This window comes from Hoylesella timonensis 4401737 = DSM 22865 = JCM 15640 (assembly GCF_000455445.1).
In the GTDB taxonomy this organism is placed as follows: Bacteria; Bacteroidota; Bacteroidia; order Bacteroidales; family Bacteroidaceae; genus Prevotella; species Prevotella timonensis.
In genome coordinates, this window is record NZ_HG417094.1 from 129,143 (window position 1) to 144,487 (window position 15,345).

General features: G+C 45.7%; 11 protein-coding genes. 1 reads left to right on the forward strand and 10 read right to left on the reverse strand.

The annotated features are described in order from the left end of the window. Positions 1-65 precede the first annotated feature (65 nt). Positions 66-1,868 carry an alpha-amylase family glycosyl hydrolase gene (locus tag BN35_RS06270; RefSeq protein WP_025072051.1) on the forward strand — a complete coding sequence of 601 codons (1,803 nt, stop codon included), beginning with the start codon at positions 66-68 and terminating at the stop codon, positions 1,866-1,868. A 111-nt stretch (positions 1,869-1,979) separates the two neighbouring features. On the opposite strand, the gene aspA is transcribed toward BN35_RS06270, so the two are convergent. The 10 genes from aspA to BN35_RS06325 form a co-directional block, all read right to left on the reverse strand. Beyond that, positions 1,980-3,398: an aspartate ammonia-lyase gene (gene aspA / locus BN35_RS06275; RefSeq protein WP_025072052.1), complete on the reverse strand. Its 1,419-nt coding sequence runs from the start codon at positions 3,396-3,398 to the stop codon at positions 1,980-1,982. A gap of 292 nt (positions 3,399-3,690) precedes the next feature. Further along, positions 3,691-4,605, reverse strand: coding sequence for a DMT family transporter (locus BN35_RS06285; RefSeq protein ID WP_028900976.1), 915 nt, complete (start codon positions 4,603-4,605; stop codon positions 3,691-3,693). 154 nt (positions 4,606-4,759) lie between these two features. Continuing rightward, on the reverse strand, positions 4,760-5,335 hold the full coding sequence (locus BN35_RS06290) for a chromate transporter (RefSeq protein ID WP_028900977.1): 576 nt from the start codon (positions 5,333-5,335) through the stop codon (positions 4,760-4,762). 1 nt (position 5,336) lies between these two features. After that, on the reverse strand, positions 5,337-5,927 hold the full coding sequence (locus BN35_RS06295) for a chromate transporter (RefSeq protein ID WP_025072054.1): 591 nt from the start codon (positions 5,925-5,927) through the stop codon (positions 5,337-5,339). Between the two features lie 97 nt (positions 5,928-6,024). Continuing rightward, positions 6,025-9,729 carry a phosphoribosylformylglycinamidine synthase gene (gene purL / locus BN35_RS06300; protein WP_028900978.1) on the reverse strand — a complete coding sequence of 1,235 codons (3,705 nt, stop codon included), beginning with the start codon at positions 9,727-9,729 and terminating at the stop codon, positions 6,025-6,027. A gap of 614 nt (positions 9,730-10,343) precedes the next feature. Continuing rightward, positions 10,344-11,447, reverse strand: coding sequence for an efflux RND transporter periplasmic adaptor subunit (locus tag BN35_RS06305; protein ID WP_004347880.1), 1,104 nt, complete (start codon positions 11,445-11,447; stop codon positions 10,344-10,346). 93 nt (positions 11,448-11,540) lie between these two features. Beyond that, complete coding sequence (locus BN35_RS06310; protein ID WP_028900979.1) at positions 11,541-12,785, reverse strand: ABC transporter permease; 1,245 nt, start codon at positions 12,783-12,785, stop codon at positions 11,541-11,543. A gap of 3 nt (positions 12,786-12,788) precedes the next feature. Beyond that, a complete protein-coding gene (locus BN35_RS06315; protein ID WP_025072055.1) occupies positions 12,789-14,051 on the reverse strand; it encodes an ABC transporter permease in 1,263 nt (420 codons plus the stop codon). 19 nt (positions 14,052-14,070) lie between these two features. After that, positions 14,071-14,790, reverse strand: a complete 720-nt coding sequence (locus BN35_RS06320) for an ABC transporter ATP-binding protein (protein ID WP_025072056.1) — start codon at positions 14,788-14,790, stop codon at positions 14,071-14,073. After that, entirely contained in the window at positions 14,787-15,341 is a 555-nt protein-coding gene (locus BN35_RS06325; protein ID WP_025072057.1) for a TlpA family protein disulfide reductase, read from the reverse strand. The genes BN35_RS06320 and BN35_RS06325 overlap by 4 nt, the downstream gene beginning before the upstream one ends. Positions 15,342-15,345: the final 4 nt, after the last annotated feature.

The window sequence follows — 15,345 nt, forward strand, 5'->3', positions numbered from 1 at the left end:
CACATGTGGATAGTGTGCCTTTTTTTACCAAATTACATATTTATCACTACTAACAAGTAATGGCAATGAAACATATATACACCTTATTATTAATGATGTTGGCACTCGCTGGCAACATTCATGCGCAAGGGTGGCCCAAGGATTACAAGGGCGTGATGCTGCAAGGCTTTTATTGGGACAGTTACCAAGACACGCAATGGAGCCATTTGGAAAACCAGGCAGACGAGCTGTCCAAATATTTCTCACTCATTTGGGTGCCACAGTCGGGGTATTGCAACACGCTGCAAAACCAAATGGGCTATGCACCTATCTGGTGGTTTAGGCACGATAGCGCATTTGGCAGCGAAACTGAACTGCGCAAGATGATTAAGACCTTCAAAGACAAAGGCACAGGCATCATCGAAGACGTGGTCATCAACCACCGCAACGGCAACACCAATTGGTGCGACTTTCCCGAGGAGACATGGAAAGGGCAAACCATGCACTGGTCGCTGGCCGACATCTGCCAAAACGATGATGGCGGAAACACCAAGCGAAACGGATATACCTTAAAAGGCAACAGCGACACGGGCGACGACTTCGATGGTGCACGCGACATTGATAACACCTCCCCAAATGCCCAAAAGAACATCAAGGCATATCTTGATTTCTTGTTGAATGATTTGGGTTACACTGGCTTCCGTTACGATATGGTCAAAGGATTCGCACCCAACTACATTGGCATGTACAACACCTCTGCCAAGCCTATGTATTCGGTTGGCGAGTATTGGGATAAAACAGGCAACATCAAGAATTGGATTGACGGCACCAAGGTAGAGGGGGTTCCTACCTCTGCCGCTTTCGATTTCGACTTGAAGTATCGTATTTTTGAGGCTTTTAGTTCTAATGGCGATTGGTCAAAACTTAATGGCGACTGTCTGGTTAAGGATTCATATTACAAGCAATATGCTGTAACGTTTGTCGACAATCATGATACAGGTCGCACCGATGGGCAAGGCAGCAATCCGCTGTTTGCCAACATCGAGGCAGCCAATGCTTACATCCTCGCCATGCCAGGCACGCCTTGCGTGTTCCTGCCACATTGGCTTCAATACAAAACCGCCATCAAGCGAATGATTGCCACACGCCGTGCCGTGGGCATCAGCAATACCAGCGACATTTTGCAAGCCGATGCCAAACACGATGGCTTCGTGCTGAAAGTAAAAGGTAGCCAAGGTGATTTGTTGCTGATACTGGGGACAACGACAGATGCCAACACGCAAGGCATGAAGCTGGCTACCTCGGGTGACAACTATAAAATGTATGTCAGCAATGCCGTCAACATTGATAAGGTAAAAAGCATCAAGGAAGAGAAGTCTACTTTCCACGCACCTTCGTTTTGTGTGGTGAACGATGGTGAGACCTGTGCTTTCTTTGAAAAGCCAAAAGACTGGAGTTCCGACATTAAGTGTTGGGCATGGAACGATACCGGAAACTTTACTGGTGGCACGTGGCCCGGCGTGGCATGCACCAAGGTTGGTGTGACTGACAGTGGTAACGAGGTGTGGAAGTGGACATGGAACGGCAGTTTCACGAAAGGCTCAGCAGAAGGACAAGTGCCAACATATATTATTTTCAATGCTCCAGGTCCCAAACAAACCAACGATTTGAAGTTTCAAAATGGCGCATACTATAATCCCACAGGTGTAAACTTGGGTGTGGTAACGGATATTAAGAAATGTGTTGCTCAAACATCGAAAACGACTTCTGTCAAGATATATACCCTCCAAGGCTGTGAGGTAGGGACAACGAATAATGTTCAGCGTGCATTGCAGCAGTTGCCTAAGGGAGTATATCTCATCAATCATCAAAAGATTGTTGTGCCATAAACATGAAGCATTGTGCGGTCTTGTTGTAGCAAATAACAATCAATAAAAAGGACGTGGACAACATTGCCCACGTCCTTTTCATTGAGTCTAAAAAAGTATCGGATTACCCTGTTATACTTCTATCTTCTTGTGTACGTTGAGCATACCTTTGGGATCGAGAATTTTGTCTACCTCTTCTTTGGACAAGAATCCTTTTTCCACTACAATTTCGTGCAAGCTCTTGCCTGTTTTTAACGCTTCCTTAGCCACTTTGGTACTGTTCTTGTAACCAATGTAAGGATTCAATGCGGTAACAATTCCAATGGAATGATTCACCACATCAAGATTGTGTTGGGTGTTAATGGTAATACCTTTCACACATTTATCAGCCAATGTATTCATGGCATTGTTCAGCCATTGTGAGCTTTCAAACAGACATTGCACAATAATAGGCTCCATTACATTGAGTTGTAACTGTCCAGCCTCTGCTGCTATGGTGATGGTTGTATCGTTACCAATAACCTTGAAGCAAACTTGATTGGTTACTTCTGGAATGACAGGATTTACCTTGCCTGGCATAATGGAAGAGCCTGGAGCCATAGGAGGCAAGTTGATTTCGTGTAGACCACAACGAGGACCAGATGCCATCAATCGTAAGTCGTTACAAATCTTTGATAATTTGACAGCCAATCGCTTCATAGCACCTGAATAGCTCACATAATCGGCTGTGTCGGGTGTAGCAGCAATCATATCGTCTGCTTCCTTAAAATCCTCTTTTGTGTATTCTGCCAAATACTTGGTCACTAACTTGTCGTACCCTGGTGCTGCGTTAATACCTGTACCAATGGCAGTTGCTCCCATGTTGATGGTCAAGAGGCGCTTGGCGTTTTCGTTTAGGAAGTCTATTTCTTGCTCTAAGCTGTGTGCAAAAGCCTTAAACTCTTGCCCTGAAGTCATAGGCACTGCGTCTTGTAACTGTGTGCGTCCCATTTTCACAGCATCTTTGTATTCATCAGCTTTGCTGTTGAATGTGTCTACAAGATGGCGAAGACTCTCCACCAACGTCTTGTTCATTCGATACACAGCGTAACGTAGTGCAGTGGGATAAGCATCATTGGTAGACTGTCCGCAGTTCACATGGTCGTTAGGGTAGCAATGCGCATAATCCCCTTTTTTATACCCCATGATTTCCAATGCACGGTTGGCAATTACTTCATTGGCATTCATGTTCACCGAAGTACCAGCACCACCCTGAACCATATCTACAGGGAATTGATCTTGCAACTTTCCTTCAATAATGTCATCGCAGGCTTTGCAAATGGCTTCTGCAATGTGTGTATCTAAGAAGTCTGCCTCTGCATTGGCTTTAGCAGCAGCCTTCTTGACATAGGCTATCGAGATAACAAAGTCGGGATAGTCGCTCATCTTTCCTGTCGATATCTTGTAATTGTTGATAGCGCGCTGAGTTTGCACGCCATAATACGCATTTGTAGGAACTTGTAATTCTCCTAACAAATCACTTTCTACTCTGTAATCTTGGTCTTTTTCCATTGTGTATTTTTTTTCGTTAACATTTTATATGGTGATATTTTTTCTCTTTATACGATATTGAGATAGATTCTAAATTTGTCGTGATGACAGAATGATAATCAGGATGTTTTTCATCAATTGATATTTTTGAAATATCGCCTTTCCTTTTTTATAATCTTCTTTTTCAGATGATATAAATAGTTGTTAATATGACGGTTTTGCAAGATGGTTTGCACATCTTTATTTCCTTTCGCAAATATAGATATAATATTTGACATGCGCTCTTGTTTACGTCTTATTTTATGGTGTTTTTTCAAATTGAAGAGACAATATCTTTTTCTGCTTTTGTCTTATGGTGTGCATTTTTAAGAATTAACACTGCTACGGCAATCAATATCAACACAAATCCGATGGCTATGTGTACCGTAAACGGTTCGCCAAAGACCATAATGCCGATACACATCGCCGTTAGTGGTTCAAAGGCACCGAGTATTGCCACCAAGGTGCTGCCAATACTCTTCAGCGACAAGATGAGGGTGATGTTGCTTACTACTGTTGGAAGCAAGCCCAATAAGAAGAGGTTGAGCAGGACCGTACCCGTATGAATGGCTGGCAACCTACCTGAGGTGAATATGGCGTATAACATGAGCAGCAGCATCGTGAAGAAGAAAATATAAAAGTTTACTTTTATGGTGGGTATGGTGCGTATGTTCATTGTTGGGTAGGCAACCATATAAATAGCGTACGACAGTCCTGACAGAAGCTCTAAGCAGATGCCCAAAACAGAGATGTTGCCAACACCATTCTCAATTCCTGATAAGAAACATACCCCTGCCACAGCCAGTCCAATGGCCAAAAAGGTAGTACCCGATGCCTTTTCACCCCTAAAAATCATCATTAACAGAGCAGTCCACACAGGATATGAAAACATAATAACGGTTGCGATGCCGCTGGACAGGTAACGATAGCCCTCAATAAGGAAAACTGCCGACCCGGTATACATAGTGGATAGCAGCATGAGGCGGAGCGATTCGCCAAAGCGAAGATGTAGACTTTGCCGTTGGTACATCAGCACAACAAGCATAATGAGACAAGCAAAAGCAAAGCGATACACTAATACTGCGGTGGAGGGCATGCCCGTTGCTAATACTGGAAGACTAAAGAGTGGTATAAGCCCAAAGGCTGTTGCAGATGTAATGGCTCCTACAAAACCATGTATTTTGTTCATTGGTTTTTAGTTAATGAGTTAATGAGTTGATAAGTTGTTTTAGTTCACGAGTTCATAGGTTGATGAGTTCATAAGTTGATGAGTTGATCTCCATTACAGCAAACTTGCAAACTCATCAACTCAGAAACTTACAAACTTACAAACTTATATACTCTCAATACAGTAACATCAACCCTGCGAATGCCGCATAGCAAATCATTCGGATAGGATTAATTTTGATATATTTCGTTCCTATAAATGTTGCGATGAATAACGCAATACTAATCCAAAACTGCCATGGATTTCTCACCATTGAGCCAAAGTTTTCCTCATTCATCAGCAGTAGGGTGGCAGCAGCCAAAAGACCAACAACAGCAGGTCTTAGGCCGCTAAAGATATTTTGCACTGGTTCTGTATTCATATATTTCATAAACATCTTGCTAATGAGTATCATGAGGACAAGGGAAGGTAGCACCAAGGCTGTAGTGGCAACAACCGAGCCTAAAACCGACATCCACATGCCATATCCTGCATTGTGAATGGCAGCATAGCCACAATAGGTGGCAGAGTTGATGCCTATGGGACCAGGTGTCATCTGACTGATAGCCACAATGTTGGTAAACTCCGCACTTGTCAACCAGTGGTGTTGTATCACTGTCTCTGTTTGTATGAGCGACAGCATGCCGTAACCACCACCAAAACCAAACAAACCTATTTGGAAAAAGGTAAAGAAGAGATAGAGGTAAATCATATTACTCAGTAGGCTTGATAAACTGTCCGTAAATATAGCCACCTGCCGCTGCAGCTATGATAATAAAAATAGGGTTGACTCCAACCGCCCATATCAGCAGCGCAGAAATAACGGGTATCCAACAGTTGACTAACGATATCTTCGCACTCTTTGCTAAGTTGAAGGTGGGTACGGCTATCAAGGCGACAACCGCTGGTCGAATGCCATTGAACATGGCTGCTATCCAAGGCACGTCCATAAAACGATGAAAGAACATCGCAATCAGCAAAATGATGAGAAAAGACGGCAATGCCGTCCCTGTAGCCGTACAAATGGCTCCGGGTGTGCCTCGTAACTTATAGCCAACAAAGGTGCTGATGTTGATAGCAAACACACCGGGACAGCTCTGTGCAACGGCAATGAGGTCGAGGAACTCATCTTTCTCTATCCAATGATGCTTCTCCACTACCTCTGTTTCGATAATGGGAATCATGGCATAGCCACCACCGAGGGTAAACGCTCCTATCTTGAAGAATGTCTTAAAGAGCGTCGTCCAGCGGTAGTTGTCCTGCGATGTCTCTGCCGTGTTGGGTATTTTGATATGATTGCCCATGCGTTATAAATGGTGATAGTCTCCTTACTAATGAATACCTTTTTGCCAACTTATCAACTCGTCAACTTGTGAACTCGTCAACTTGTGAACTCGTCAACTATACTTTTCCTTCTATCCACTTTCTCGCATTTACAAATGCCTCTATCCATGGAGTCACTTCATCGCAGCGATGCTTGTGGGGATAATAAGCAGTTTGCCAAGGGAAGATAGCGCGTTCTAAGTGGGGCATCATTGCCAAATGACGTCCATCCGCAGAACAGATGCCAGCCACACTATAGTCGCTGCCATTTGGATTTCCTGGATATTCACTGTAGTTGTATTTTGCAACAATATGATACTTGTCTTCTGTCTCTGGCAAGCTAAACTTCCCTTCTCCATGCGCTACCCAAATGCCCAATTTGCTATGAGCGAGGCTGCCAAGCATCACACTGTTATTCTCAGGAATAGAAAGACTTAAGAATGCACTCTCAAACTTCTGTGAGTCGTTGTGCAACATGCGTGTGTGTCGTTGAAGTTCAGGGTTAATCAAGTTCAGCTCTACCATCAATTGGCAACCGTTACAGATTCCTAATGAGAGCGTATCCTTACGAGCATAGAACTTATCGAGCGCTTCTTTCGCTTTGGGATTGTATAAGAATGCGCCTGCCCAACCTTTTGCAGAACCCAACACATCACTGTTTGAAAAACCGCCACAGAATACAATCATATGGATATCTTCCAGTGTTTCTCGACCAGAAATCAAGTCGGTCATCATCACATCTTTCACGTCAAAGCCTGCTAAGTATAAGGCATAAGCCATTTCGCGTTCGCCATTGGTTCCTTTCTCTCGGATAATGGCGGCTTTAATTCCTGATGCGGAGCGACGATTGGCATCCAACTGGTATTGAGAGAGCTTGCCCGTAAATCCATCTTTGAAGTGCCACTCAACGGGTTGTTGCCAATAGTTCTGTCGGCGTTCGTCTGCTTTTCCATTCATGCTCTGTCGTTGATCCAGCAGATAAGATGTCTGATACCATGTGTCACGCAATGCATCAATCTCAAATTCGTGTTCCCATTCACCTTTCTTTATCACGAGCTGGCGTACTTTGGGGGTAGGGTAGCCAATCTTGGCATATCCAATACCTTCGGCTTCTAAGTATTCGCGCAATGTTTGTTTGTGCGTGTCGGATACCTGAATGATGACACCCGGATTTTCGGCAAATAGGGCTTTCACCACATCCTCTTCTGCAAAATCGTAAAGATTTACGTGGATGCCCCCATCAGGATTGGCAAATGTCATTTCCAAAAGGGTAGTAATCAAGCCACCAGCACTAATGTCATGGCCTGCCATCACCCAACCTTTCTTGATTAAGGCTTGAACTGCTTCAAAACAATCGGCGAAATACTCTGGGTTTTTCACCGTCGGAACGTCACTCCCTACTTTTCCTAAGGTTTGCGCAAAGGCACTTCCGCCCAACCGCTGGTCGTCGAAAGAGAAATCAATGTAGTAGAGTGATGAGTTCTTATCATTCACTAAAACAGATGAAACCACTTTTTTCACATCTTCCACTTCGCCTCCTGCGCTGACAATGACGGTTCCCGGAGAGATGATTTTCTCGCCATTAGGATATTTCTGGGTAAGTGAAAGCGAGTCTTTTCCTGTGGGTACGTTGATGTGGAGCGAGCAACAGAAGTCGCTCAATGCCTCAACAGCAGCATACAGGCGTGCATCTTCGCCCTTTTGTGAGCGGCAAGGCCACATCCAGTTGGCTGATAGCGAGATGCCTTCCAGCCCATCTGTGAGCGGAGCCCACACAATATTGGTGAGTGCCTCTGCCACACTGAGCACACTTCCTGCTTGTGGCGAAGCCAATCCTGCTTGTGGCGCATGTCCTATCGCTGTTGCAATCCCTTTCTTGCCACGATAGTCTAATGCCACGACACCACAGTCGGAGAGGGGCAACTGTATCTTGCCTTGACATTGTTGGCGTGCTATCCTTCCTGTTACAGAGCGGTCCACCTTGTTGGTGAGCCAGTCTTTACAGGCTACAGCTTCCAATTGTAGCACGTTGTCAAGATAGCTGTCTATTTGGTCTTGGCTATAGGTGACGTTTTCGTAATGGCGTTCTACCGTCTCATCTTTCATGATGGTCTTGGGCGAATGTCCAAACATTTGTGCCACATCTAAGTCAAACGGTTTCTTTCCATCCCCTTGTACGAATGAGAAGTGAGCGTCGCCAGTGGTCTCACCTACCACGTAGAGCGGTGCACGCTCACGTTCGGCAATCGCCTTCACGTGGTCAAGATGTTGCTCGTCAATGAGCAGTCCCATGCGCTCCTGACTCTCGTTGGCAATGATTTCCTTGGCACTGAGCGTCTTATCACCAATCGGCAACTTGGTCATGTCAATCTCTCCACCGCAGTCTTCTACCAATTCAGACAAGCAGTTCAGGTGTCCAGCACTACCATGGTCATGGATAGACACCACTGGGTTGCTGTCTTCTTCTACCAAAGCCCTTACCAAGTTGTAGGCACGCTTTTGCATTTCGGGGTTAGCACGCTGTATAGCGTTCAGTTCTACACCACTGGTATAGCGTCCTGTATCAACAGATGACACGCTTCCGCCACCCAAACCAATGCGGTAGTTGTCGCCACCAACTACTACCACTTTATTGCCTTTTTGTGGTTCTTTCTTCAAGCAGTCGCGTTTCTTACCGTAGCCAACACCGCCAGCCAACATAATTACCTTGTCGTAACCCAATTTTTGGTCGTCTTCTTGGTGTTCAAAAGTGAGTACCGAACCGCAGATTAAAGGTTGTCCGAACTTGTTTCCGAAGTCACTGGCACCATTCGAAGCCTTGATGAGTATTTGTTCGGGCGATTGATAGAGCCATTTACGCACGGGCAGGATGTTCTCCCATGACCGTGCTTCGCCTTGCAATCGAGGATAGGCTGTCATGTAAACGGCTGTGCCTGCTAATGGCCAAGAGCCTACGCCACCACCCATGCGGTCGCGAATCTCTCCACCTGTTCCTGTTGCAGCACCGTTAAAGGGTTCTACGGTGGTGGGGAAGTTGTGTGTTTCGGCTTTCAAAGAGATGACACTCTCGATGTCTTTTACTTTGAAATAATCACTGGTTGCCTGATTTTCGGGTGCAAACTGTTCTATCATGGGACCTTGTGCGAAAGCCACATTGTCCTTATAGGCAGACAGTATCTTGCCCGGATTCTCTTTGGTGGTACGCTTAATCATGGCAAAGAGCGAGGATTCTTTTTCTTCACCGTCAATGATAAATGTGCCACCGAATATCTTATGCCGACAGTGTTCAGAATTGATTTGTGCAAACCCGAATATTTCGCTGTCGGTGAGGGGCCTTCCGTTCTGCTTTTCTATGGTGTGCAGGTACGCCATCTCTTCTGGCGAGAGTGCCAATCCCTCTTGCTCGTTATACTGTTCCAGATTTTCAACCAGCTTGATAAGCTCTGGTTGGTGATTCACCTCAAAAATGTCTTGTCCCAATCCGTCGTACATTCTTTGCAACATCGTGTCATGTTCCGCCTCTTTTGAGCGAACAGGGAAGAACTCCTCAATACGCAAAATGCCGCTTAGATTCATATTTTCAGTAATCTCAACGGCATTGGTACTCCATGGAGTAATCATTTCGCGCCGTGGTCCTACGAAGAAGCCCTCAAGCTGCTCTGCATCCAAGCAAGTAGCTTGCCCAAAGAGCCAACACAGTTTGTCGATGTCTTCTTGACAAGGTTGGTGGTTTATCTCCGTTGCAATGATATTCTTTTGGGGTGTTTCAAAGAAAAGAATCATATCTGTAAAATTAGTATAAAGGTGAATGTTTGTCTTTTAAGAAAAAGATAATATCTACACCCAAGAATAGTTTGTAGATGGGCATGATTTATCTCTTTGTTGAAGCGAAGCCTATCTTCTCTGCAAAGATACTGCAAACTGTGGACAGCACAAAATAAAATGATTGATATTTGCCTTATAGGATTTTTATAAGGAAGCAAAATAGGCTGTTTTGGTGGGTAAAACAGCCTATTTTGCAAGATAAAACAGTTTATTTTATAAAAGAAGTATCATCATAGAAGCTCTGATTATTATTGCGCTACTGTATCTATCTGCTTTTTATAGGGATGTGAATAAAAAGCGTTCACGCCTTTCGTGAAAGCAAAAAGGAGGGTATAGAGACGTGAAGGATGTGGGCGTTAGGCTGGTTCTATAAATTAGCTTTGTTAGTTTTTGTGCTTATTTTTGAGGTCAAAAATGTAAGAGAGTGAAGGAGTGTAGCGAGCTACACGACTGAACGAACTTGCATTTTGAACCAAAAAGAAGCGCAAAAGATGACAAAACGTATTTCTTAAAATTTAATTATTATATACGGTGGTAATTTATAGAACCAGCCGTTAGCAATACATAGCGGATTAGTCTTCCTTCACTTTCTTAGGTCCGCGCACCTTTTCGTTCTTGTTCAAGCCGCTTTTTATCTCGATGTTCAGACCATCGCTCATGCCTGTTTCTACCTTTCGACGCTCGTAAGTCTTGTTGTCTTTATCGCCCTTGACGACATATACATAGGTTTGTTTTCCACTAAACTCGATGGCACTCTCGGGAACAGTCAACACGTTTTGCGCACTTGCCAGTACAATCTCGGCATTGGCACTGTATCCACTGCGTATCTTCTTGCCCTGGATGTTACGAATGGCGGCTTTAATCTCAAATTGGTTGGCGCCGTTTTGCTCAACAGCTTTGGGCGAAACATATTCGAGAGACGCCTGCAAGGTGTTGTCCTGCAAGGCTCCGATAGTAATCTTCATCGGCATGCCCACAGACAGTTGTCCCACTTCCGTTTCGTCGATGTTGCCTCGGAAGATGAGGTCGCCCATGTTGGCTACCGTGGCAATGGTGGTTCCGTCGTTGAAGGTGTTGCTCAAGATGACCGTGTTGCCCACTTTTACAGGTACATCAAGAATCAAACCGCTAATGGTGGAGCGAATAAGTGTGCTGCTGGTGTTGGCATTATTCTTTGACACACCGTCTCGAACCACCTCTAAGTTGTCCTGTGCAGCCTTCACTTCCTCTTGCGATTGTTGGTAGGCTTGCCGTATCTTGTCGTACTCATCGCCTGCTACTAATCCTTTGTCGTAGAGCTTCTTCTCACGGTCGTAGTTCACTTTCGCTTGCTTCACGTTGATTTGCGCCAAGCGAACGCGTGACTGGGCGTTCGACAATTGGTTCATATCCGGCACCACTTTTACCTTTGCGATAATCTCTCCAGCCTGCACCATCTCGCCCGCTTCTTTCATAATCTCGGTGATGATACCCGAAATCTGCGGTTTCACGTTCACCTCGTTGCGAGGTTCTATCTTGCCAGTGATGACAGTTACCTTCTTCAGGTTCGACATCTTGGGGGTAAACTCGTCGTAAACCTCGGGTTGAGGGCGTGACTTGAACCATAGGAAAACAAATGTTCCGATGAAGATGAGGGCGATAACGCCTGCAACGATAAATTTGATATTCTTTTTCATAATGGTGTAATGTATGGTTCACAATGCGCAACTCGTTCTGCGGTCGGCAGTGTGTATCATGAATAGGTTCTATGATTAGTTTTCTTATTTGGATTATTCGTCTCGCATGGCATCCACAGGTTTGATAGACATGGCTCTCAGTGCAGGAGCCAACCCTGCCAAGACACCGAGTAAAGACAGCATGATGACAGCGCCCACGGCAGTCCAAAAGTTTACTTGGAAGTGTGCAGCAGTAAAGCCATCGGTGGTGGTACTCATCTCTGCCAACTGTAGAATGATGACGGCAAAGAGTATTCCACTCATGCCAGCTACCGCTATCAAGATGATGCTCTCTGCGATAATCTGCCCCAAGATGGTGCGTGGCGTGGCGCCAATGGCACGCCTGATGCCTATTTCTGTAGTTCGTTCACGCACCGTTACCATCATGATGTTGGACACACCGATAGCTCCAGCCAGCAAAGTACCGATGCCTACGAGCCATACCAAGAAGTTGACACCGGCAAAGAGACTGTCAACCATGCCATACATCACTTCGGTGTTGAACACCGTGATGCCCTTCTCATCGGTCGGATCAATGTGGTGCGCACGGGCGATGACATCTCTCATGGGTTGTGCCACCTTGCTCATCTTGACCCCAGGACGCCCAGTAACACAAATAACGTGTACGGTTTGCCCCAAATTGTAGGCTTGTTGCATCAGTGGAAGCGGTATGACGACGCTCTCTTCTGCCGACCCATTGATTTGCATGTTACCTGCACTATAGTCTACTCCTACGACACTGTAGTAGATAGAGTCTATCCTAATGAGCTGACCGCAGGGGTCTCCACCGCCTGGAAACAAGTTCTTGTACACTTTCTTGCCTAATATACACACCTTCCTGCGTTGCTGCATGTCCATTTCGTTGAGGTATCTACCGTAGTACATGTGTGGTGTTTCCACCTTGGCGTAATCCGCCATCAGTCCTTTGATGTTGCAGTTGCTCTTCTTGTCGCCAAACACAGCGTTTCCACCCCATTGCGACAGTCCCGGTGTAACGATGTCTAAGTCGCGAACGTTCGCCTTGATACGCTCCACGTCTTTATATTCCAACGTCCATTGTCGTCCCTTCCGATAGCCGTCGTATGGCTTGGTAGTGGGTTGAGCGAAGATGACTGAGGAGTTGGTAGCAAAGCCTTCGAACACTCGATTGAGCAACTCTCTGAACCCTTGTCCACCTCCGATGAGTCCCATGAGCATGAAGATGCCCCAGAAAACACCAAAGCCAGTGAGGAAAGAGCGGCTCTTGTTGCGAGAGAGTGTCTCGATAATCTCTTTGTATGTGTCGATATCAAACTTCATGGCTTATTCTGCTCTTAGTGCTTCAATGGGTCTTACGTGTGCCGCTTTGCGTGCAGGTATGAGTCCAGCGATAGTGCCTGCCACCACCATCAGTAGCGTGGCGTTGATACAAACGTCAAGTCCAACGGTGGGATTAACAAATATGGTGGTGGTAAACATGCCTGAATCAACCTTCATGTTGCCAATGGTGGCATTCATGTATTCATTGGCTGCAATGCCTAACACCATGCCGATGTATCCGAAAAAGGTGGTGATAATGATGCTCTCAATGATGATGAGTCGCAGGATAGACCATGGTGTGGCGCCGATAGCCTTGCGGATACCGAACTCGTGGGTGCGTTCTTTCACCGTGATGAGCATGATGTTGGAAACTCCGACGATGCCACTGAGCAGGGTAAAGATGCCCACTATCCACAACGCCGTGCGCAACATGCCCATTCCAGTGTTCATCTGCATGGCTTGAGTAAATCGGTTCCATATCCAAACCGCCTCCTCATCATCGGGCGCAGCACCGTGATTACCGTTGAGATTAGCACGGTATCGCTGCTCGAAAGCTTCGTTTTGCTGTTCTGTCTCCAAGCCTTTGAACGAGAAAACGATGTTGCCAGTCTTGTCGCCCACATTATATATGGTGCGATAGGTGGTAAAAGGGATGAACGCATCGGTACCCATCATGCTCTTGTCTACTTGATAAATACCCACAATATGAAACGCCAAGTCTTCCATTCTCACGATTTGCCCCAGCATATCTTCCACATTTCCCGTGGGTGAAAGTTCCTTCGCCATGTCATCACTGATAACAATCGACTTCCTGCGATCTCTGATATCTATCTTATTGATGAACCTCCCGTAGATCATATCACGCTTGTTGATGATGTAATCGTTGGGATATACACCACTGATGTTGGCGGCAGTGTACTCTTTTCCATGGCTCATAGTAGTGTTGCCATGGTCGAGTTCGGCACCCACCTCTTCCACATTGTCGCTGAATCGCTCTTGGGTGATTTCCATGTCACGGTCGTTCAACTCTATCTTGCGCCCTTCTTTTAGTCCTTTATGTGCCTTTGACGTTTGTCCGCCAAATATCACCATGGAGGTATTGAGGTATCTATGCGAGTTCTGTTGTGTGGCATTGATCAGTCCGTTGCCTGCTCCCAACAGGAATATGAGCATGAAGATGCCCCACGCAACGGCAAACCCAGTGAGGGTAGTGCGCAGTTTATTGCGTCGTGCGGTGGCCCATATTTCTGTTAAGATGTCTCTCATGTCCGACTTATTTTAAGCATTATTTCATGATACCTCCTGTCCCGAACGGGCTTGAGTTATGGTCGAGATTCTCCTCAATGCGACCTATTAGTCCGTCCTTGATATGGATAATCTTGTTGGTCTCGTTGGCGACACCGCTCTCGTGCGTTACCACGACAATGGTCATGTGTTCGTCTTGGTTGAGCGACTTGAGCAGTTGCATCACCTCCACGCTGGTTTTCGAGTCCAAAGCTCCCGTCGGTTCGTCGGCTAAGATAATCTGTGGTTTGGTAATCAGCGCACGAGCAATGGCGACACGTTGCTTCTGTCCGCCCGACATCTCGTTAGGATAGTGGTCTGCCCACTGCGCCAATCCCAATCTGTCGAGATATTCAAGGGCTTGTTGACGGCGTGTTTTGCGACTTACTCCTTGGTAGAACAAGGGCAATTCCACGTTTTCTACCGCTGTCTTGAAGCCGATGAGATTGAACGACTGGAAGATGAAACCAATCATCTTGTTGCGGTATTCGGCAGCACGCCTTTCGCTCAGGTCCTTGATGAGCGTACCCGAAAGCACATATTCACCACTGTCATAATTGTCGAGGATGCCTAATATATTTAATAAGGTAGACTTCCCCGAACCCGATGCGCCCATGATAGAGACAAATTCGCCTTCCTCTATGTCAAGCGTGATGCCCTTGAGAACGTGCAGGGGCTGTGCGCCAAAATAGGTCTTGTTGATGTCTTTGAGATGTATCATTTGGCTTTTAGACGACAGCAGGACTTTGAAAGTTGCATCAGCTCGGCTAATTTTTTCTCGATTTTTTCCACCATCACCGTCCTCATGACAATCTTTCCTTCTGGATTGATAAGATAGAAGGAGGGAATCCACTTGATTTGAAAATCCTTTGCCACTTTCGATTCTTTCATCTTCTCAAAGTTGCAAACATGGTATGCTTGCTTGTTTTTGCAGTTTTGCTGTACGTACTGGGTCCATGCCTCTTTGTTGGTATCAAACGAAACATGTATGAAAGCCACGCCATGGTCGGCATATTTTGCCCCCAACTCATCCACCTTCGGTGTGATTTTGCGGCAATCGGGACACCAAGATGCCCAAAACTCCAACACCACATACTTCCCTCGGAAGTCGTTTAGTGATAAGGTCTCACCGTTGATGGTGGGCAGTGTAAGGGCTGGTGCTGTCGTTCCAACCTCTAAAAGATGTGTCGCATACTTGGCATCATCATCTTGTGCCAACAATGTTGCAACTGTGCAAAACAAGCAAAATGTGAGAAATACAATTCTTTTCATGATT